This is a genomic window from Pandoraea sp. ISTKB, from assembly GCF_001721285.1.
Lineage (GTDB): Bacteria > Pseudomonadota > Gammaproteobacteria > Burkholderiales > Burkholderiaceae > Pandoraea > Pandoraea capi.
On sequence record NZ_MAOS01000042.1, the window covers coordinates 25,260 to 43,696 of the forward strand.

Sequence of the window (18,437 nt, forward strand, 5' to 3'; positions counted from 1 at the left end):
CTCATGCGCCAAGCAGACCAAATCCAGGGGGAACTGGGCTACCTGTCCGGTTTTACCAACGAGTTCGCGACCGAGGCATTGCCCGGCGCGCTGCCCGTCGGGCAAAACTCGCCGCAACGTGCGCCCTATGGCCTCTACGCGGAACAACTTTCCGGCACGGCATTCACGGCGCCGCGCGGCCATAACCGCCGCTCGTGGGTCTATCGCATTCGTCCGGCCGCAATGCACAAGCCGTTCACGGCGCTCGAGAACACGCGCTGGCTGAGCCGCTTTGGCGATGTGCCGACGCCGCCGAACCAGATGCGCTGGGATCCGCTGCCGATGCCGGAAGCACCGACCGATTTCGTCGACGGCATGGTGACGATGGGCGGCAATGGCAGCCCTGACGCCGGCCACGGTTGCGGGATTCACGTGTATGCCGCCAACAAGTCGATGGATGGGCGCTTCTTCTACAACGCCGACGGCGAACTGCTTGTGGTGCCGCAAGAAGGGCGTTTGCGCATCGCGACCGAATTCGGTGTGCTCGACGTTGAACCGTACGAAATCGCCGTGTTGCCGCGAGGCGTGCGCTTTCGTGTGACGTTGCCGGACGGCCGTGCGCGCGGTTATGTGTGCGAGAACTACGGTGCCTTGTTCCGTCTGCCGGATCTGGGGCCGATCGGATCGAATGGCCTTGCCAATCCGCGCGATTTCCTGACCCCCGTTGCTGCGTATGAAGATGTCGAAGGCGACTTCGAACTCGTGGCGAAGTTCGGTGGCGCGTTGTGGCGTGCCGACATCGGTCATTCGCCGCTGGACGTCGTGGCGTGGCATGGCAACTACGCGCCGTACAAGTACGATTTGCGCCACTTCAACACGATAGGCTCGATCAGCTACGACCATCCGGACCCGTCGATCTTCCTGGTGCTCCAGTCGCAGAGCAACACGCCGGGCGTGGACGATATCGACTTCGTAATTTTCCCGCCGCGTTGGCTGGCGATGGAAAACTCGTTCCGCCCGCCCTGGTTCCACCGCAACATCGCCAGCGAATTCATGGGTCTGATTCACGGCGTGTACGACGCCAAGGCCGAGGGCTTCGTGCCGGGTGGTGCGAGTCTGCACAACTGCATGTCGGGCCACGGCCCCGACGCGGGTACGTTCGAGAAGGCCTCTGCGGCCGACACGAGCAAGCCGCATAAGGTCGACGCAACGATGGCTTTCATGTTCGAAACGCCGGCGGTGATTCATCCGACGCGGTTCGCGCTGGAAACCAAGCAGCTGCAAGACAACTACTACACCTGCTGGCAGGGCCTGAAGAAGCACTTCAACCCGAACCAGAAGTAAGCGGCATCGCGCCACGACACACCACATCATCAAGACAGCCGGCCCTGCGCCCATACGACGCACGGCTGGCTGACGCGTTACTTCGAATAAGGAACTCCACATGTCCGCTCTCCTGCAAAGCTGGGTCGCGTCCGCCAACACCGGTGTGACGGATTTCCCGCTGCAAAACCTGCCGTATGGCGTGTTCAGTACGCAGTCGCAACCGACGCCGCGCGTCGGTGTCGCCATCGGCGATCAAGTGCTCGATCTGGCCGCGCTCGAAGCCGCCGGTGTGCTCAAGGCGGGCGCTGCCCCCGTGTTCGCACAGGCATCCATCAACGCATTCGTGGCGTTGGGCAGCGCAGCGTGGCAGGCCACGCGTGCGCGACTGACTTCGCTGCTGGCCGTCGACGGCGATGCCTCGCTGCGTGAGAACGCTGCGCTCAAGGCGCAAGCCCTCGTGCCGCTCGCGCAGGCGACGCTGCATCTGCCGGTCGAAGTCCCGGGCTACACGGACTTCTATTCGTCGAAGGAGCACGCCACCAATGTGGGCAGCATGTTCCGCGATCCGGCGAACGCACTTCTGCCGAACTGGCTCGAAATTCCGATCGGCTATAACGGGCGAGCCAGTTCGGTGGTGGTGAGCGGTACGCCGCTGCACCGTCCGAACGGGCAGATCAAGCTGCCGGACCAGCCGCGCCCGATCTTCGACGGTTGCCGCAAGCTCGACTTCGAACTGGAAACCGGTTTCATCGTCGGACGCAACACGGCGCTGGGCGAATCGCTGAGCGTCGAAGACGCAGAGGCCGCCATCTTCGGTATGGTCGTGCTCAACGACTGGTCGGCGCGCGATTTGCAGCAATGGGAATATGTGCCGCTGGGTCCGTTCAACGCCAAGACGTTCGGCACGTCCATCTCGCCGTGGATCGTGACGATGGAAGCGCTCGAGCCGTTCCGCGTTGCCGGGCCGGAGCAAACCCCGGTGCCGCTGTCGTACCTCCAGCAGCAGGGCAAGCATGCTTTCGACATCGAACTCGAAGTGCTGATGCAAGCGGAGGGCGATGCCGAGCCGACGTCGATTTGTCGCACCAATTTCCGTCACATGTACTGGAGCATGGCGCAACAGTTCGCCCACCACACGGTGTCGGGTTGCAACGTGCGCGTTGGCGATCTGATGGGCTCGGGCACGATCAGCGGCCCCACGCCGGACTCGTTCGGCAGCCTGCTGGAACTGACGTGGAACGGCAAGAACCCGATCACGCTTTCGGGTGGCGCAAAGCGCACGTTCATCGAAGACGGCGACACCGTGGTGATGAGCGGTTGGTGCCAGGGTGACGGCTACCGCATCGGCTTCGGCGAGGTGTCCGGCAAGATCCTGCCTGCGAAAGCGCGTTAACCGCCCGCCGAGACGATCGAAATGGAAAGCTAGACAGGGCTCGCGGCTTCCTGAGTCACCTGTGTGATGTCAGCAACGCGCCGAACCGGTTCGCCGGTCGGCGCGTTCGTTTTTTCCGGGGCGATCGACGCGTCGTGCACGTCTTCAGGGCTGGCGGCAAACGTCGGAAACCGTTGCCACCATGGATTCACGCGTGCGACCAGCAGGCTGGTCGTGACACGGCAACGCGTTGGCGTGTAAGCCAGTTCGTGTGCCACACGCCGCAATAGCGGCGGATCACCAAGACGTGCGCGACGTGGCACGCGCCGCGAGCGTCGTGGCGGCGGCGTGATCGGGCTGGGCAGGCAGGGTGGGCTGGTCAGGGAAGCGCTTGGCATTGATGATCTCTCGTGAACTGCTGGGTACGGGAGATATTTAGCCATGTCGCGGCGGCGTGCGACAGGTGAAGCAATCCGAAAAATAGGTCCGAGTCGCGTGACGAACGCGACTCGCGGACCTTTAGACGAGTTACCCGTTAGCCTCGCCCTTTGCTGTCCGGCGCAGGCGGCGTGATGGCCTTGCGAGCGCCTTCCGAGGTGCCTTCCAGGCGCGATCCATGCTCCGAAGACGGGAGCGGTGCGCCGCTCGCCGCCGTCACCGGCCGGTTCAGGCCTTCGTTGATCCAGGCCATCAGCAGGGTGTACGTCACGGCGAGAATCACCGGACCGACGAACAGGCCGACGATACCGAGCGTCAGCATGCCGCCGAGTACACCGGCCAGTATCAGCGTCATCGGCAGATCGGCCCCGCGGCGAATGAGCATCGGACGCATCACGTTGTCGAGCATGCCGATGAACACGGAGAGGATCAGCAGCAACGTGGCAAGCGTGGGACTGTCTTGCCAGTAAAGCCAGGCGACGCTCGACAGCAGCACCGGGAACGGGCCGATCTGCGCGATACACAACACCAGCATCAGCGCCGTCAGGAAGCCCGGCAGTGGCACGCCGGTCAGCCACAGGCCCAGACCGCCGAGCAGCGATTGCGTAACCGCTGTGACGACGATGCCGAGTGCCACCGCGCGAATCGACATCCCCGCCAGTCGCACGGATTCTTCTCCGCGGTCGCCGCCGAGGCGGCGGGCGATCCGGATCAACGCCCGCGCCGCGCGTTCACCTTGCATGAAGAGGATGCCGGAGATGATCAGCGTGAGGCCGAGGTGAACCACGAGCAAGCCGATCGACCCCAACTTGGCAAACCCCCAGGACGCTGCTTTTACGGCATACGGCTGCACCTTGGAGACGAGACCCCCTGGCCCCGCGGCGGCAAGCGCCTGCCATTCCTCGCTGGCGCGCTGGCCGATCACCGGCATGCGGGCAAGCCAGTCGGGTGGCATCGGCAGGCCGCGCTGGCCGAAGGAGTGCACCTGATCGCTGATGTCGGCGGCATGGCCGATGAGCGTGCCGATAGCGGCCGACAAGGGCGCAACGACAATAATCAGCATGCCGACGATCATGACCGTGGTGGCGAGCCATCGTTTGCCCCACAGGCGTCGTTGCAGCCCGATGAGTAGCGGCCATGTGGAGGCGACGATCGTGACAGCCCAGATGAAGGCGGGCAGGAAGGGCAGCAGTACCCACAAGGTGCCGACGATCAGCAGTCCAAGGACCAGAACGATCAGCAGATTACGGGCAAGTTCGCTCGGCGTGGTGTTTAGCATAGGCGCTCCGGCAGGCAGGGGGCGGCGCGTATTTCCGTACGTCCCCCAGGATGGTCATGCGCTAAGAACGCGCTTGAAGTGCAAGATGCCATGCCGTGGCAGTCACGGCAAGTGCGTGCAACACTTCGTCACAAAGGCGTGTACAGGTCGGCCGGGTGGCTGATGTCCTCATTCTCCGGGGGCAGACCGATGCCGGCCGGCGCGACCGATGTACCGTGGCGTCGTCCCGGCGGCGCTTCGGCCGCCCGCGGTTCGACCGTCTCACGACTGGAAGACACGCTAAGTGTATCGTCCATCGGCAAGAAGACGGCGTCGTCTCCCGAGGTGTAACCCGACAGATCGCCGGATTCCGACGAGGGGCTGCTCGTCACCGGAAACGCACTGCCGGCGGCGCTTGCCGGGCTTGCGGGACTGGCCGGACTGTCCGGCAAGTCGGAATGCGAGCCCGTGGACGAATGCCCGGAATCCTCTTGTGACGTGACGGTGACCGTGCTGATCTTGGGGCGTCCCCGCCGCCGCGTGTAGGCCGTGGCAACGGCGTCATGACGCGCCGAGATGCCTTGCATGGAGACGAACGTGGCGATCAGGCCGTAGAGCACGCTGAGGACGGCCTGCGTATGCCAGTCGACGTCGAAATCGTTTGCCACGTCGGTTGATGACACTTGCGTCGCATTTCCGGATAGCGCGAGAGATGTCCCGAAGTCGGTGTCGTCGCGCTGCACGTCATCGTGGATAGGCGTTTGCGTGCCATGAAAGGTCGAGAGGAAGTAGAAGCCGAGCGACAGCGTCAGCCAGATGGCCTTCGGCGTACCCGATTGCAGCAATCCCGTGAAGTTGTGCCAAAAGGACGTCAGGAAGGGTGTTGCGGAGGTCGCGGGCATATCGTCGCTCATCTTGCAGATAAGGTCCGCGAAGCGATCTTGGAGCAACGGTTCGAGCCGGGCGTTCTCCGGCGCGACGGCAATCCGATCGATGATCGGTCCGAGGAATGCGCCGGGGATCGGACAAAGCAGGATTTCGAGGCACGAATGAATCGTATTGCCGAAGCGGTACGCCATGATGCCGGGCAGGGCCGCCGACAGACCCGCCTCGATCCCCGCGCGTGCGAGATTGCGCACGATGCCGTAGCAGAAAACGAAGCCCGCGACATGCGCCGCGACATCCCGGACAGGGTTGCGCAACATCGTGTTGACGGCTTCGAGCGCCTGCGTCGGCGTGACGCGTGCAAGGCGGCTCGCCCATTGCGGATGGGCGGCATTGAAGCGTGCCATCCCGAGGAGGTTGATCAGCACGACACCCATCGCTTCGACCGGCGGCCACATCATCGACAGGCGCCGTTGCGGGTCTGTCGTGTCGGCCAGCACCGAGAGCACGGTGGAGCCGAGCGCGAAGGGGAAGGCATCGCGCTCCAGACCGATGCGTGTGGCGCGCCACGAAACGCCGGGATGTTCGTGGCGAAAGAGCGCATCGAGCCGGTGACGGACTTTGTCCACGCTCAGTCCGCGTTGCGCGAGAAGTTGTGCTTCGATTCTCAGATGTGGGAGCAGATCGTCGAACCACGGCGGTGTCGCCGCCGTCGCATGGGCCCGTGCCGAGATTCGGGAGACGCCGGCCATCGGCGTCGCCGACGGCATGTCGGCGCGATGCGTTCGCTCGAAGCGGCGCAGCGCCGGGATGGCGATCTCGTCGCGAAGCATCGAATAGATTTGCTCGGCCGCGTTGGGGGTGTCGCTCGCGCGCGACGGGCAGGGTGCCAATCGGGTGGCGCGTCGCTGCGGCGAGAGATGGGCTGCGCGTCGCACGGCCAGCGCCAGATCGTCGCGATGCTCGCGAGGAATCGCCTGAGCCACCGTCGTGTGACGCGCGACGCGTCGACCATGACCCAGCATCACCGACGACTGCTGCGCCCGTGCGAAATCTTCGGCGAGATTGACGTGCGAATCGGCTGACGCCCCGGAAATCGGACGCTCGACGATAAGACCGGCGGTACGGGGAAACGCGGGAGTGGGGAAGGAGAAATCCTGTGGCATGTCGTCGATGGACGGCCGGACACGCGCGACTGCCTTCACTCGTGCCGCACGCCGTCATCGCCGTCTCGCAGGAGAAATGAAGTGGGCGATCCTACCTGCATCCCCACGTCACGACGACGCCCGGACAGGCGTTTAAAAACGTTCATTCGCGATGCTGCGTAGCCGGCGCGGTGCACTGCCGGTGCTACGGCAGTGACAATCACGCAAATGCAACGTCGACGTCAGGCACCGTCACGTTGGCATACGCCGCTCGATCTCCATGACGTCACCATCACTCCGGCACGACCATGACCCCGGCGCGCAGGCCGTTCGCGACGTTCGGGTTGGGAAACACGATGCGTTCCTCGGGATGCGAAACCGTGTAGGTGTTCTCGCCGTCGCGCGCGAGAACGGTGCCGGCGGGATAGGGCGTGAAGTTCGGCGTATCGGCGGGCACGTCGAGGACGAACGCATCGGTGCGACGCACGATCTCCGCCGCGACCCGGAAGCGTTGGGGCTGCGGCGACTTGCCATCGTCACGGGCTTCGAACTCGCCACCGGAGAGCCAGCGGCGCAGTGCCGCGTCGATGCCGGAGAAGTTTTCGAGCCGGTTCTCGCCGAACGGCGCGACCTTGCCCAACTCAAGTGTGCAGCTCTGCGCCCCGAACCGCGCGCAGGTGAAGTACGAAAACGTGACCGACGGTTGCTCGGTGCGCATCGTCGCTTCGATGTCGGCGGCACCGAGGGCATCGAACCAGTCGTCGCTAGGGCTGTGCTGTGGCGTGCCGGGCACGACGGCAAAGCGCTGAAAGAGCGACGCCCGAATGGCGGTGTGCATGTCCACGTGGCGACGTGTACGACGCACGCCATCCACACCGGCAAAGAACTGGGCCACGATCACTTCGAGTTCGCGGGCGCGCTGCACGGCAGGCGATTCGGCGCGCTTGGCGTGTGCGCCCTGAAAGAGACGGTTCAGATCGTATTCGAGATAACGCTTGCCCGCGCGCACGGCGTCCGGGTTGCCGAGGACGACCAGTACACGCTCGCGCAATGTGAGGCGGCCGTCGGCGATGTCGCGCAGAATGCCGTCGACGATCTCGATGGGGGCGGTTTCATCGCCGTGAATGCCACAGGACAGAATGGCGTCGTAGCGGTAGCCAGGCTGGGCCGCTGCGTCATCCTCTGCACCCTCTGCCGAGCGGGATACCGTGGCAGGTGTCAGTTCGAGCACGCCTTCCGCGTGCCGTTGCCAGCGAACACCGCAAGGGTCGACGCCTTCGTCGTGAGGATGGTCGCGCGACTCGCGAACGTCGCTGAGCCAGTGGCGCAATGCCGATCGATGGGCGTCAGTCATGATGGGGAATCTCCGGAAACTCAACGTCGTATTCTATGCGTGTCTGTCGCACTACCGACATAGGCCGTCCCGGAGGCCCGGCGGGCGATGGTTTGCCGGTGCTTTCGGCGCCGGCGCATTGTTCCGGCTGACGAATCCGTGTCATCATGATCCGCATCGCACGCCGCGCTATCGGGCGTGGCCTTCGGGGTAGCCCTCCATGACAGATCTGTACATCGAAGGCGTCTGGTGCGCAGCCAACGGCGCGCCGTTCCGCTCGCTCGATCCCATGTCGGGCGAAGTCGTCTGGCAAGGTCGTGCTGCGGACACGGCCGATGTCGATGCGGCCGTCCAGGCGGCGCGTCGCGCGCAGCGAGACTGGGCGCGACGCAGTGTCGACGAGCGTCTCGCCGTGTTGCAGCGTTTTGCGGCGATCGTGAGCGCGAATACCGAAACGCTGGCCGACGCCATCGGGCGTGAGACTGGCAAGCCATTATGGGAAGCCCGCACGGAAGTGGCGACGATGTCGGCCAAGGTCGTCAATTCGGCGCGCGCTTTTCAGGAGCGCACGGGCGAGCGCCGCAGTCCGGTGGCAGATGGCGAGAGCGTGGTCCGGCACCGGGCACATGGGGTGATGGCCGTCTTCGGTCCGTACAACTTCCCGGGACACTTGCCCAATGGGCATATCGTGCCGGCCTTGCTGGCGGGCAATACGGTCGTCTTCAAACCCAGTGAACTTGCCCCTGGCGTCGCCGCCCGCACGCTGGCGTGCTGGATCGAAGCCGGGTTGCCGCCGGGCGTGCTCAATCTCGTGCAGGGCGCGCGGGGCACCGGTGCTGCGCTCGCCGCGCATGACGGCGTCGACGGCGTTTGCTTTACCGGCAGTTCCGCGACGGGGCGCGCGCTTCATCAGCAATTCGCCGGGCGCCCCGACAAGATCCTTGCGCTGGAGATGGGCGGCAATAATCCGCTGATCGTCGACGTGCCCGCCGACATCGACGCCGCCGTGCACGTGGCGGTTCAGTCCGCTTTTCTCTCCGCAGGCCAGCGATGCACGTGCGCGAGACGCCTGCTCGTGCCGCGTGGTACGCAAGGCGACGCCTTTCTCGACAGACTCATCGCCGTTACGCAACGCATCAGTGTCGGTCGTTACGACGCCGAGCCGCAGCCTTTCATGGGGGCGGTCGTGTCGTTGCAGGCAGCACGTCGCCTGACTGCTGCGCAGGCGGAGTTGATGTCACTCGGTAGCCGTGCGCTGTTGCCGCTCTCACAACCGGATGGCCGCTCAGCACTGCTCACGCCGGGCCTGATCGACGTGACGGCGCCCGCCGCACGCGACGCGTTGCCCGATGAGGAGTATTTCGGTCCGTTGCTGCAAGTGCTCCGTTACGACACGTTCGACGACGCCATCACGCTCGCCAATCGAACCCGCTACGGGCTGGCCGCCGGGTTGCTGTCCGACGATCCGGCGCGTTACGAACAGTTCCTCGCCGAGATTCGCGCGGGCGTAGTCAACTGGAATCGCCCGACGACCGGGGCGGCCGGGGCCGCGCCCTTTGGCGGCGTGGGGGCATCGGGCAACCACCGTCCGAGCGCCTGGTATGCGGCCGACTACTGTGCTTATCCGATCGCCTCGATGGAGGCCGAACGGGCCGTGATGCCTGAACATCTGAGCCCCGGGTTGGACTTCGGTGTGACCTGATTCAGGCACAATGCCGCAGATCACCGCATATTGCGTATGTGGGACACGGACTCCCGCTTTTTCCAGGATTTGACATGACACGCTTTGCCCTCGAAGCCAACTTCGACGGATTGGTCGGCCCCACGCACAACTACGCGGGTTTGTCGTTTGGCAATGTGGCGTCGGCGAACAACGCCAACCGCGTTTCGAACCCGCGCGAGGCCGCGTTGCAAGGGCTGGCGAAAATGAAGGCGCTGGCCGATCTGGGCTACGCGCAGGGCGTGTTGCCGCCGCAAGAACGTCCGTCGGTCGCGTTGCTGCGCACGCTCGGGTTTTCGGGCGACGACAGTACCGTCATTCGCAACGCGGCACAGACAGCGCCCGCGTTGCTCGGCGCGGCGTGCTCGGCCGCAAGCATGTGGACGGCGAACGCCGCCACCGTCAGTCCGTCTGCCGACACGTCGGACGGGCGCGTCCATTTCACGGCAGCGAATCTGTGCAGCAAACTTCACCGCGCCATCGAGCATGAAACGACGTCGCGCATCTTGCGTGCGGCATTTCCGGACGAATCCCGCTTCGCGCATCACGACGCTTTGCCGGGCTGGCCGTCGCTCGGGGATGAGGGCGCCGCCAACCACACGCGGTTCTGCGGAGCGTATGGCGAGCGCGGCGTCGAGTTCTTCGTCTACGGACGGGACGATCTTGCCAGCGCGCCCGCGCCGCGTCGATTCCCCGCCCGGCAGACGTTGCAGGCCAGTCAGGCGATCGCGAGACTGCATGGGCTGGACGACGCGGATGTCGTGTTCGCGCAGCAGCACCCGGACGCCATCGATGCCGGGGTGTTCCATAACGACGTGATCGCGGTCGGCAACGGCAATGTGCTGTTCTGCCATGCGCAGGCATTCGTCGATCAGGCCAGCGTGCTGGCGACCTTGCGCGAACGGCTCGCGGCACGGGGAACGGCGCTCGAAGTGGTTGAAGTGTCTGATGCCGACATCTCGATGGAAGACACCGTCGGCAGCTACCTTTTCAACAGCCAGTTGCTCGCGCGCAGCCCCGAGGCGGGCGGCGGCATGCGACTGGTCGTGCCGCAGGAATGCCGCGAGCGCCCGGCTGTGTGGCGCTATCTGGAGGCGCTCGTGGCCAGCGGTGGCCCGATCCGTGAGCTTCACGTCTTCGATTTGCGTGAAAGCATGCGCAATGGCGGCGGTCCGGCATGCCTGCGTCTGCGCGTGGTGCTCACGGAGGAAGAGCGCAAGGCAGCGCACAGCGGTCTCTGGATGGACGATGCGCGCTACGCCACGTTGACGGATTGGGTCAAACGTCACTATCGCGATCGGCTGGCGGTGAGCGATCTCGCCGATTCGGCATTGCTCGACGAGTGTCGCACGGCGCTCGACGAACTCACGCGTCTGCTCAGTCTGGGCAGCGTATATCCCTTCCAACGCAACGTGTAGGCGGATGGCGAAGCGGCGAACCGCCGCCTCGCCACAAGACGTTGTGCGGTCTCTATTTCCGATCAGTACCGCAAGGAGTCGATTCGATGACGACGATCATTGGTTTGTCCGGCAGTCTGCGCAAAGGCTCTTACAACACGGCGCTGCTCGTCGCAGCGAAAGCGTTGGCGCCCGCGGGTGTCACGCTCGACGTCAGGACGTTGCACGGCATTCCGCTCTACGACGGTGATCTGGAGGCGAGCGAAGGCATTCCCGCCGCCGTCACGACCTTGAAGGACGCCATCGCGCAGGCCGATGGCTTGCTGCTCGCCACGCCCGAGTACAACAACGGCATGCCGGGGGTGTTCAAGAATGCGCTGGATTGGCTATCCCGTCCCCCGGCCGATAGTGCGCGCGTGTTCCGCGACAAGCCGGTCGCGCTCATGGGCGCGTCGCCCGGGGGTTTCGGCACGATCCTCAGCCAGAACGCATGGCTGCCAGTGCTGCGCACCCTGCAAACGACCCCGTGGTGGCAGGGCCGCTTGATGGTCTCGCACGCGAACAAGGCCTTCGACGCGGACGGCAACTTGCAGGACGACGCCGTGCGTCAGCAAGTGTCCGATTTCGTTGCGGGTTTCGTAGCATTTCTGAATGGAAATAAGGCTGCGAATTGATTTTTCATAAAAATCAATTGTTTGTGCGCTTTATTTAAAGCGATTTGTATGAGGTGAGGGGTTCCGGAACCTTCCCCAATCGATCTGGACGAACCGATAAGCGACGCAATTTTCGGTTCGTCCGGCGATGCACTATGCTGGATGGAACGTGTCGGCCGACACGTCGATTGCGTCCTTTCGTCAACCGGGGGTGCCGCCATGCAAATCGAGTTTCCGGATCACCGTCCCATGTTCAACTACGAAGACCTGACGATCGAGTTCGCCGTTGTCGTCAATGGCCGGCCGATCGATTGTGCGGTGTCGGCCGAGGCGCTGGAATCGCACTTTCACGCCCACTCGGCCCGCGCCGACGATCTGCTGCATGCCTTCGAGTACGGTCGCAGTCGTATTCACGCCCTGACCCGCGAATATCTCGCCATGGGGTTGCCTGGGCCGGTGTTGCTACGCAGCGGCCATTTCCGCTGGGCGCAACATCACGAAGCGCGTCGTTGAACCACGCCTGACGGTGCCTTTCATCTTCCCATCGAGTAAAGGTCTGAATGTCTTCAGCCCCCGGCATTGACAAGGATCAATGCCGGATTGATTAGGCATGCGACTCAATTGGCGACGTATAGGGATCGGCGTACACTGGTGTTGCCGCTAAAGAAGTCACGCCAGCGGCACCATTGCCGATAACTATAAGGAGTCGCTATGGGCTCGGAATTTCGCGTCGTCATCGCTTCGATAGCGGCATTCATGACGCTTGGCGGGGCATTCGCCACCATCCACGGTCTGCTTTACGACAAGTCGCACGTCATGCACGGCGGCGTGATCACGGTGCTGTTCGGCATCTTGTTCATCGTCGTGATGCTTACCCCCTGGCCGAAAGACGAAGCGAGCGACGTCAAGCGCTAGTCTTCAGCATCGGGGGGCACTGGCTAACCCTTGTTAACCGTTTCGCGCATGGCGTCCTACACTGAAATCGAGGGACGCCGCCGAAGTCATTCAAGGCACCCGAAGTTCGCGCAGGTCCGCCGTAATGCAGTTAAATCACGGGCTGGAAACTGCGGATTTCGCGATGTCGCGATTGGCTTCGCAACGGGCGTGGCCTCGTTGCGAGGTGACGTATGTGCTCCGATACCCGCGTCTTCATTGCCTCCCTTGCTGCCTTCGTCATGCTGGGCGGCATTTTCGCCACGATCCACGGTCTGCTGTACAACCTGCCGGAAGTCTCGCGCTACGGTGTGGCGGCGGTGCTGCTGGGGGCGACGTGTACGGCCACGATGCTTATTCCCTGGGGCGAGCGCGACAAGTCGTGAAGTCCCACCGGGCGCTGCGTTGCCCGACGGCATGCCGCTTCAGTCGGCAGGCTTTTCCAGTCGCGCCTTCAGGCACATGAAGGCTGGCACCTGAGATAGCTCATCGTAGAGTCGCGGGCTGACCGCCTTCATTTTCGGTAGCGGAAGGGGTTCGACCATCTGTTCGAGGCGCCATCCTGCGGCGGCGGCTGCGTTCAGAATGCCGGCGAGCGGGCGGCGATACGATTCCACATACGGTTTCGGTTCGCCGAAGCCGCTCCAGTACATCCCGAAGCGGGTGGTTTCGAAGTAGGTGCGGTTGCGCCGCGTGCGCTCGTCGATCCAGTCGCGCATCGGGTGACCCATCGACCAGACCAATGTCGCGCCAGGCTTCGCAACGCGTGCAAACTCGCGAAACGTCGGGCCAAGGTCTTCCACGTAGTCGAGGGCGAGAGCGCTCACGATGGCGTCGAAACGGCCGTCTGCCAACGTGACGAACGGGGTGCCGAGGTCCTGAACATCGAACGCGGCTGGCATGCCGTCGCAACGTTTGCGTGCGAGCGCAATCATTTCGGGCGTCACGTCGATGCCGTGTACCGTTGCACCTTGCTCGACGAGCCACGCACTGTTGATCCCCGGGCCGCAACCGGCGTCGAGCACGTGCAACCCGCTGACCTCGCCGAGCAACTGCCGCGTTGCGGGGCGCTCATAGAGCGCGTTGTGCGGTTTGGTGACGGCAATCTCGGCGTAGCGCTCGGCAAAACTGGCATACGCGGTGCGTCCGATCGATGCTGGCTCGGATGACGACATGCGAGGCTCCACGGTATCGCCCGACGGGCACTGAAAGGTGCGCGGGGGCAGAGGACAAAAAGCGGGGGAGCGATTGTAACGCCAAAGGCGGCGTCACGTGGTTTCAGGGTGTTCGCCTGTCACCGATGTGGGACAATGGCGGCCTTCGCCGCACGGGCTCGTGTGACGCGACATCGATCTTTCGTGACAAGACGTTTCAGCATGCCCCCATCCATCCCCACGACACCCTCTGCCGATTCACTTTCTTCCGCTGACGACGGTACGACGCCGCGCCCGGCTGACGTCATCGACGTGGCCGTGATCGGCGCCGGGCCAGCGGGGCTTATGGTGGCGGAGGTGTTGTCAGCCGCAGGTTGGCGTGTCGACGTGTACGACGCGATGCCGTCTGTCGGGCGCAAGTTCCTGATGGCGGGCAAGGGCGGTATGAACCTCACGCACAGCGAACCGGCGGCGCCTTTCGTGGCCCGTTATGGCAAGCGGGCGGAGGCCGTCGGTCAGTGGCTGCGCCGGTTCAGTGCCGACGATGTTCGTTCATGGGCTCATCGCTTGGGCATCGATACGTTCGTCGGCACGTCGGGACGCGTATTCCCGACGGACATGAAGGCTGCGCCGCTGTTGCGCGCGTGGCTGTCGCGCCTGCGCGCGGCGGGTGTGCGCCTGCATGTGCGGCACCGTTGGCTCGGGTGGGACGAGGGTGCGTCCGCAGGTCCGGGTCATCTGCGTTTCTCGACACCGAGTGGTGAGCGATGGGTGCAAGCCCGGGCGGTGGTGCTGACGTTGGGCGGCGCGAGCTGGCCACAACTCGGTTCCGATGCGGCGTGGGTGTCATCGCTTCGCGAGCACGGCGTGAGCGTTGTTCCGCTGGTGCCGGCGAATGCCGGATTCGAGGCCGATTGGACGCCCCATATGCGCGAGCGTTTCGCGGGGCATCCGGTCAAGCCGGTCACCATGACGTTGCCCGACGGCACGACCCGCCAAGGCGAATTCGTGATTTCCGAGCATGGCATCGAGGGCAGTCTGGTGTATGCGATGTGCGCGCCGATTCGCGATGCCATTCGTACGGACGGCAGCACGCACGTGTATCTCGACCTGCTCCCCGACTGGGCGGCAGAGCGTGTCGCGTCGGAAGTGGCGCGCCCGCGTGGATCGCGTTCGATGGCGAGTCATTTGCAGAGCCGGTTGGGGATCGCGGGGGTGAAGGCGGCGTTGTTGCGAGAGTGTTTGCCGCGCGAGACATTCGACGATGCGGCGGCACTCGCAGCGGGCATCAAGCGTTTGCCGTTGACGTTGCTGCGCACGCGTCCGATTGCCGAGGTGATCAGCAGCGCCGGTGGCGTGTCGCTGGAGGCGTTGGATGCGGCGCTGATGGTCAAGGCGCTCCCCGGCGTATTCTGTGCGGGCGAGATGCTCGATTGGGAAGCGCCGACGGGCGGTTATCTGCTCACCGCCTGCTTTGCCAGCGCGTGCGTCGCGGGCGATGGCGCAGCGGCCTATCTGGAGACGCAGCGCTGAGGTTGGCCGACGGCGCAACAGTCGACCGTGGAGATGCACGCAAGAAGGGCTTCCGTCAAGGAAGCCCTTCTTCATTTCCGATGCAGGGGGAGGGGCGCTATCCCTTCAGAGGGACAGGCGTTTGCGCGATTACGCCGGACGTACGCCGAGACGCCATAGCGACGTCACTTCGGCACGTCGCGCGACGTGCAGCGGGTCATTGGCGTCGGAGGCTTTCGGGTGATGGGGACGGACGTCGTGACGCGCCAGCACGACAAGCCCTGCGCCGTGGATCCACGACAGCAGCGTCTCGCGTGAGCGCAAGCCGAGATGCTCGGCCAGATCCGACAGCACCAGCCAGCCTTCGCCGCCCGGGCTGAGATGCGCGGCCAGCCCGCTCAAAAAGCCCTTGAGCATCTGGCTGTCCGGATCGTAGATGGCATGCTCGATCGGTGCATTCGCCTTCGCGGGCAACCACGGCGGATTGCAGACGATCAGCGGGGCCTTGCCTTCCGGAAAGAGGTCCGCGTCCACGATCTTCACCGAACGCTCGCAACCAAGGCGCGCGATGTTCTCTCGGGCGCAAGCCAACGCGCGCGGATCGCGGTCGGTGCCCACGACCTGCTGTACGCCGCGTCGTGCGAGCAATGCCGCAATCACGCCCGTGCCGGTGCCGACGTCGAACGCCAGCGACGTCGACGGCAGCGGCGCCTGATCGATCAATTGCAGATACTCGCCGCGTACGGGCGAAAACACGCCATACCACGGGTGAATCGTCGCGCCACCCAGCGCAGGAATCGCCACACCTTTCTTGCGCCATTCATGCGCACCGATCAAACCCAGAATTTCCCGCAGCGAGGCGACCGATGCGACATCGTCCGGGGCGCCCCAGGCTTCGGTACACGCTTCACGCACGTCCGGCGCGCGGCGCAGCGGAATGCCGTAGTCGGCGTCGAGCGGAATCAGCACCATGCCAAGAATGCGCGCGCGCTGCGCCTGCGCCATGCGGTGCTTGTGGAAAGCATCGGCCGGGGCCGGTGCCGGGGTGTCCTTGGCCGTCGGCTTGCGACGGGGCCGATGCGGCGGCCGGTCGACGCGACGCGCCATGGCCTGCATCAATTGCCGGGCGTTCTGATAGTCGCCGCGATAGAGCAGGGCAGTGCCGCCGCAAGCGAGGTGGTAGGCTTCGTCCGCCGTGACGGTGTCGTCAACGACTTCGACGCGACGCGGTGGCATCACGCCGGCTTCTGAGCGCCAGTGGGCAGTGACGGGGCGACCGTCTTCGGTCCAGGCTAGCGTCGGGGATTCATTCATGCGGTGTCTTCTGAGTTGCGTGGCGGCGTACCGGAGTGCGCCGTAAGCCCGCATTATGCCTGCGTTGACCTGTCTTCGGCGTCCGGCGCGCCAAAGAGCATGGCGATGGCTTCGCGCAGAACACCATTCAATATCGGGTCGATGCCCTCGATCGGCCCGTCAGGCAACACCGGCACCGGCCCGCTGTGACGCAGCGCCGCAGCCATATGCGTGAGGATCGCGGCGCCCGGATGCACCGGCGCACTGTGGTCGTCGCCATGCGGGATGGTGTCCGTGATCGCGTTCGCCACCCGCTCCAGCGAGACAAGCGCGGGCCACCACCTTGCCGCTCGACGACTCACGAGCGGCGGCTCCGACAATGCCCGTTGCAAGGCGATACGCGTGTCGTCCAATGCTTTGTATGCGGCACGGCGCGCTGCAAAAGCCGCATCGGTGTCATGCGTGTCCGCCAGCGCGGCGTAGCGCCCCAGCGCGTCGAGCGCGTTGGCGATGCGCTCGTCCAACTGACGCCGCTCCCACTTCGCCCACGGCAGATAGCCGACGAGCAACACGATGGCGCATGCCGCCACGGCATCGATGAAGCGCGCCAGCGCAATGTCCTGATTGCCCGGCTGCAAGGCACCCATCACCAGCATCAGGATCGGCAGGAGGAGCGCACTGAACAGGCCGTAATTGCGTCGCAGGGCCCACGGCAGACAGGCGGCCAGCGGGACCAGCGTCGCCAGATTGAACCAGCCGTTCCGGTCGATGGCGACGACGGCAGCCGAAAGCGCCACGCCCACGATACTGCCCACGCCGCTTTGCAACGCGCGCGCAAACACCGAGCCATAGTTCGGCTTGAAGATGACCACGACGATCAGCGGCACCCAATAGGAGCGCGGCAAGGCCGTCAGCGCAATAAAGATCTGCGCCACGAGCACGCACAAGCCGATGCGCACGAGATAGCGCCAGACGTCAGGCCAAGGCCACTTCGGCATCCAGCGCGGATGGGCCGTGGCACGCGCCTGATGACGCGCCAGCGCGACCAACGGCGCTTCCGCCGCGTGAACGGTGCCCGTGAGCAACGGTTCTGCCCGGTGAAGGGCAGCCGCCAACGTCGGCGCATGTTGCTCCCTGGCAGCCGCCACGGCGGTGTCGAGATCGACCGGCCGGTCTCTCGCGATGCTTCGGGCCACGCCGTACAAGGCCTTGCCCAACGGTGCCGGCACGCGTTGTCCGCCTTGCGCCAGCCCGATGACGGCCGACGTAATGGGTTCGGCGGCCAGGATTTGCGCGGCACGGCGCTCAAGGATTTCCCAGCCACCCGATGTGCTGGCCCGCGCCGTGAGCAAGGTGTCGTAGGCGGCCGCAATGGCGTTCTCCAGCGACCGCCGCGCAAGCGTGACACGCGGCGTGCCGCTGGCATCCAGCACGTTCGCGAGTTGCTGGTAGATGGCGGCGACGGCGTCGCGCTCGGCCGCGCCCGGGTGCCGGAGCCAATGCACGGCCATCAGCAGCATGCTGAAGATCCCGCCGGCGGCCAGCAATAGCGGCGCGCGCCATTCCGGCGGCGGCAGCGCGAGCCCCCAGCCGACGATCAGATAGACCGCGCCTTGCAGCGTCGCGGCAGACGCCACGTTGCCGAACGTGCCGATGAAGCTGAGCAGCAGGATGGCGATTTGGAGCAGCACATGCGCGAGCCACGGATGAGTCACGCCGACATCGTGGATCAGCATGCCCGCGTGAAACCCCAGCACGCCGGTCACGATGGTGATGAGGATGGAGCGTGCGCGGGCGCGATACGGGCCGGTGCGGTCGCCGGTGATGGCGGGCAGCGCGCCGAGCGCGATGAGCGAAGCATCGGCGCCGAACCCAATGGCCGCACCGATGGCCGTGGGCACGGCGACGGAGAGGGCAGCATGGACAGCGTCCCAGCGCGAGAACGCGACGGGTTCGAGCCGCGCCAGACGCGACATCCACGCGACACGGCGACCGGCGCCGGGTGTCTGCGGTAGTGGGGGCGGCGGCGTCGTCATCGG

16 protein-coding genes are annotated in these 18,437 nt (G+C 64.9%); 9 read left to right on the forward strand and 7 right to left on the reverse strand.

Going from position 1 to position 18,437, the window contains the following annotated elements:
• Positions 1 to 3 precede the first annotated feature (3 nt).
• Positions 4 to 1,323 (forward strand): homogentisate 1,2-dioxygenase, encoded by a 1,320-nt coding sequence (hmgA, locus tag A9762_RS16745; protein ID WP_069343147.1) that lies wholly within the window; start codon positions 4 to 6, stop codon positions 1,321 to 1,323.
• A 100-nt stretch (positions 1,324 to 1,423) separates the two neighbouring features.
• Entirely contained in the window at positions 1,424 to 2,698 is a 1,275-nt protein-coding gene (gene fahA, locus A9762_RS16750; RefSeq protein ID WP_069343148.1) for a fumarylacetoacetase, read from the forward strand.
• Between the two features lie 29 nt (positions 2,699 to 2,727).
• On the opposite strand, the gene A9762_RS16755 is transcribed toward fahA, so the two are convergent.
• The 4 genes from A9762_RS16755 to astE all read right to left on the reverse strand — a co-directional run bounded on the left by A9762_RS16755 (position 2,728) and on the right by astE (position 7,757).
• On the reverse strand, positions 2,728 to 3,075 hold the full coding sequence (locus A9762_RS16755; protein WP_139133264.1) for a hypothetical protein: 348 nt from the start codon (positions 3,073 to 3,075) through the stop codon (positions 2,728 to 2,730).
• 137 nt (positions 3,076 to 3,212) lie between these two features.
• Complete coding sequence (gene ydiK / locus A9762_RS16760; protein ID WP_240493597.1) at positions 3,213 to 4,394, reverse strand: AI-2E family transporter YdiK; 1,182 nt, start codon at positions 4,392 to 4,394, stop codon at positions 3,213 to 3,215.
• Between the two features lie 128 nt (positions 4,395 to 4,522).
• Complete coding sequence (locus A9762_RS16765) at positions 4,523 to 6,463, reverse strand: hypothetical protein (protein ID WP_069343150.1); 1,941 nt, start codon at positions 6,461 to 6,463, stop codon at positions 4,523 to 4,525.
• A 232-nt stretch (positions 6,464 to 6,695) separates the two neighbouring features.
• Positions 6,696 to 7,757 carry a succinylglutamate desuccinylase gene (gene astE / locus A9762_RS16770; protein WP_083254009.1) on the reverse strand — a complete coding sequence of 354 codons (1,062 nt, stop codon included), beginning with the start codon at positions 7,755 to 7,757 and terminating at the stop codon, positions 6,696 to 6,698.
• A 199-nt stretch (positions 7,758 to 7,956) separates the two neighbouring features.
• Here astE and astD point away from each other — a divergent pair, with 199 nt between their 5' ends.
• The 6 genes from astD to A9762_RS16800 all read left to right on the forward strand — a co-directional run bounded on the left by astD (position 7,957) and on the right by A9762_RS16800 (position 12,825).
• Entirely contained in the window at positions 7,957 to 9,438 is a 1,482-nt protein-coding gene (gene astD / locus A9762_RS16775) for a succinylglutamate-semialdehyde dehydrogenase (protein WP_069343151.1), read from the forward strand.
• A gap of 74 nt (positions 9,439 to 9,512) precedes the next feature.
• On the forward strand, positions 9,513 to 10,874 hold the full coding sequence (gene astB / locus A9762_RS16780; protein ID WP_069343152.1) for an N-succinylarginine dihydrolase: 1,362 nt from the start codon (positions 9,513 to 9,515) through the stop codon (positions 10,872 to 10,874).
• Positions 10,875 to 10,960: 86 nt separating this feature from the next.
• On the forward strand, positions 10,961 to 11,527 hold the full coding sequence (locus A9762_RS16785) for an NADPH-dependent FMN reductase (RefSeq protein WP_069343153.1): 567 nt from the start codon (positions 10,961 to 10,963) through the stop codon (positions 11,525 to 11,527).
• 198 nt (positions 11,528 to 11,725) lie between these two features.
• Positions 11,726 to 12,019 (forward strand): DUF1488 domain-containing protein, encoded by a 294-nt coding sequence (locus A9762_RS16790; protein ID WP_069343185.1) that lies wholly within the window; start codon positions 11,726 to 11,728, stop codon positions 12,017 to 12,019.
• 198 nt (positions 12,020 to 12,217) lie between these two features.
• On the forward strand, positions 12,218 to 12,421 hold the full coding sequence (locus A9762_RS16795) for a DUF2964 family protein (RefSeq protein WP_069343154.1): 204 nt from the start codon (positions 12,218 to 12,220) through the stop codon (positions 12,419 to 12,421).
• A gap of 212 nt (positions 12,422 to 12,633) precedes the next feature.
• Positions 12,634 to 12,825 (forward strand): DUF2964 family protein, encoded by a 192-nt coding sequence (locus A9762_RS16800; protein WP_069343155.1) that lies wholly within the window; start codon positions 12,634 to 12,636, stop codon positions 12,823 to 12,825.
• A gap of 39 nt (positions 12,826 to 12,864) precedes the next feature.
• Here the strand turns inward: A9762_RS16800 and A9762_RS16805 are convergent, their stop codons facing one another.
• Entirely contained in the window at positions 12,865 to 13,614 is a 750-nt protein-coding gene (locus tag A9762_RS16805) for a class I SAM-dependent methyltransferase (RefSeq protein ID WP_069343156.1), read from the reverse strand.
• A 201-nt stretch (positions 13,615 to 13,815) separates the two neighbouring features.
• Here A9762_RS16805 and A9762_RS16810 point away from each other — a divergent pair, with 201 nt between their 5' ends.
• Positions 13,816 to 15,126 (forward strand): TIGR03862 family flavoprotein, encoded by a 1,311-nt coding sequence (locus tag A9762_RS16810; RefSeq protein ID WP_083254010.1) that lies wholly within the window; start codon positions 13,816 to 13,818, stop codon positions 15,124 to 15,126.
• A 129-nt stretch (positions 15,127 to 15,255) separates the two neighbouring features.
• Here the strand turns inward: A9762_RS16810 and A9762_RS16815 are convergent, their stop codons facing one another.
• Positions 15,256 to 16,419 (reverse strand): class I SAM-dependent methyltransferase, encoded by a 1,164-nt coding sequence (locus A9762_RS16815; protein ID WP_069343158.1) that lies wholly within the window; start codon positions 16,417 to 16,419, stop codon positions 15,256 to 15,258.
• A 53-nt stretch (positions 16,420 to 16,472) separates the two neighbouring features.
• Positions 16,473 to 18,434 (reverse strand): FUSC family protein, encoded by a 1,962-nt coding sequence (locus tag A9762_RS16820; protein ID WP_069343159.1) that lies wholly within the window; start codon positions 18,432 to 18,434, stop codon positions 16,473 to 16,475.
• Positions 18,435 to 18,437: the final 3 nt, after the last annotated feature.

Bases quoted from the DNA above. Each gene is read 5' to 3' on its own strand.
- hmgA (WP_069343147.1), top strand. From the start codon at position 4: ATGCGCCAAGCAGACCAAATCCAGGGGGAACTGGGCTACCTGTCCGGT.
- fahA (WP_069343148.1), top strand. From the start codon at position 1,424: ATGTCCGCTCTCCTGCAAAGCTGGGTCGCGTCCGCCAACACCGGTGTG.
- A9762_RS16755 (WP_139133264.1), bottom strand. From the start codon at position 3,075: ATGCCAAGCGCTTCCCTGACCAGCCCACCCTGCCTGCCCAGCCCGATC.
- ydiK (WP_240493597.1), bottom strand. From the start codon at position 4,394: ATGCTAAACACCACGCCGAGCGAACTTGCCCGTAATCTGCTGATCGTT.
- astE (WP_083254009.1), bottom strand. From the start codon at position 7,757: ATGACTGACGCCCATCGATCGGCATTGCGCCACTGGCTCAGCGACGTT.
- astD (WP_069343151.1), top strand. From the start codon at position 7,957: ATGACAGATCTGTACATCGAAGGCGTCTGGTGCGCAGCCAACGGCGCG.
- astB (WP_069343152.1), top strand. From the start codon at position 9,513: ATGACACGCTTTGCCCTCGAAGCCAACTTCGACGGATTGGTCGGCCCC.
- A9762_RS16785 (WP_069343153.1), top strand. From the start codon at position 10,961: ATGACGACGATCATTGGTTTGTCCGGCAGTCTGCGCAAAGGCTCTTAC.
- A9762_RS16790 (WP_069343185.1), top strand. From the start codon at position 11,726: ATGCAAATCGAGTTTCCGGATCACCGTCCCATGTTCAACTACGAAGAC.
- A9762_RS16795 (WP_069343154.1), top strand. From the start codon at position 12,218: ATGGGCTCGGAATTTCGCGTCGTCATCGCTTCGATAGCGGCATTCATG.
- A9762_RS16800 (WP_069343155.1), top strand. From the start codon at position 12,634: ATGTGCTCCGATACCCGCGTCTTCATTGCCTCCCTTGCTGCCTTCGTC.
- A9762_RS16805 (WP_069343156.1), bottom strand. From the start codon at position 13,614: ATGTCGTCATCCGAGCCAGCATCGATCGGACGCACCGCGTATGCCAGT.
- A9762_RS16810 (WP_083254010.1), top strand. From the start codon at position 13,816: ATGCCCCCATCCATCCCCACGACACCCTCTGCCGATTCACTTTCTTCC.
- A9762_RS16815 (WP_069343158.1), bottom strand. From the start codon at position 16,419: ATGAATGAATCCCCGACGCTAGCCTGGACCGAAGACGGTCGCCCCGTC.
- A9762_RS16820 (WP_069343159.1), bottom strand. From the start codon at position 18,434: ATGACGACGCCGCCGCCCCCACTACCGCAGACACCCGGCGCCGGTCGC.